Consider the following 1,480-nt stretch of genomic DNA (forward strand, 5'->3'; position numbering starts at 1 on the left):
GTGCTCGACGGTGCTGACCGCTTCCTGAACCGGGGGCGGGGGAGGCATGGGCGGGGCCGCCCCGGCGGGTGCGGCCATGGGTGCGGCGGCGGCCAGGACCATGTCGTTGCCGTCCGCGTTGCCGGAGCGCGACATCCGCATGCGGCGTTTCGGTTCGGGCGGAGTGGTGCTCAGGTACCACGGATCGAGTTCGGGCACGTCGAGGGCGACGGCCGGGCGGGCGGTCGACAATTCCAGGCGGCATTCGGGCCAGTCCTCGCCGGTCGACTGGCTGACGAGTCCGAACCAGCGCAGGTTCACGCCCTTGTCGTCGATGCGCAGGTCGTAGCTGCTGGACCACTTCGCGCCGGGCACGACATAGGTCAGTTCCAGTTCGGCGGTCGCCGATTGGTTGGCCTCGACGGTGATGATCGCGGCCCGGATGTCGGGGCGGTTCTTGCGGCCGAGGTCGGCCAGCCGCCGTTCGAGCGAGCTCTTCTCGCGAACCTTGTCCTGCCGCAGGCGAGCCCGGTCGCGGCGGCCGGCGTGGACGGCCGCGTACTGGGCCTCGAGATTGTCACCGAAGGCGGCGACCCGCTCGTCCGAGGCCTTGGCCAACTGCCCGGCGGACTTCCGCATCAGGCGCTCCAGGAATTCGATGCGGGCGTCCGCGGCCTTGTCGGCATCGGCGAGCTCGGTCAGCGCGGCGTCGACTTCGTCTCGGCGGGCGGTGAGTTCGGCGACCTGTTCGTCGCTCGGCTCGGGCTGGCGTTCGGTGACGATGTCCACCCCGAGGACCGTCACCTCGCCGTGTCCGGCCACGCGGATCGAATCGCGCAGTAGCTCCAGCGGTAGGGGAGAGACGCGGATGCGATGCTCACCCGCCGCCACACTCGCCTTGCCGGACCGGGTCACCCGGGCCCGATCCGGATAGACCGTCACCGCCGCGATCGTTGTCTCGAGATCCACCATGGTGTCCAGCCTGCCCGAGCGGTCGGCGCGAGTCGATGGGATTGCGCTCGGTCACGGCGGGTCGCCCCGGGACACCAATTGCGAAACGGACATATATTGCTCCGACTATGAATCCGACCGTTCGGTCGATGACGCGCTGCCGCGCTGCTGGGCAGGGGGTGTCGGGCCGGTATGGAATGGTGAGCGGATGAGCAGTGCTGAGGTGTTCGACGGCGCGGGGGAGGACCCCGGATCTCCCGTGGCGGTCCGGGGAACCGAGGCCGCCGCCGCAGGACCGGGGAAAATCTTGGGTATCGCGATTCCGACGCTGGGGGTGCTGGTCGCGGAGCCGATCTATCTGCTGTTCGATATGGCCGTCGTCGGGCGGCTGGGGGCATTGGCGCTGGCCGGGCTCGCGGTGGGCGGTTTGATTCTGGCGCAGGTCAGTTCGCAGTTGACGTTCCTGAGCTACGGGACGACGGCGCGGGCGGCGCGGCGGCACGGGGCGGGGGACGAGCGCGGGGCCGTTGTGGAAGGCGTGCAGGCCAGC

Annotated in this window: 2 protein-coding genes; one reads left to right on the forward strand and one right to left on the reverse strand. The window is 70.1% G+C overall.

The genetic code is table 11. The features are described 5' to 3' along the window. Window positions 1-951 (reverse strand): mucoidy inhibitor MuiA family protein (locus ACAM49_RS40150; protein WP_369640734.1); only part of this gene is annotated, 951 nt, incomplete at its 3' end. Between the two features lie 187 nt (window positions 952-1,138). On the opposite strand from ACAM49_RS40150, the gene ACAM49_RS40155 reads away from it, so the two are divergent. Next, window positions 1,139-1,480: MATE family efflux transporter (locus ACAM49_RS40155; protein ID WP_369640735.1), on the forward strand; the 342-nt coding region annotated here is incomplete at its 3' end.

Source organism: Nocardia sp. JMUB6875 (assembly GCF_041154655.1).
GTDB lineage: Bacteria > Actinomycetota > Actinomycetes > Mycobacteriales > Mycobacteriaceae > Nocardia.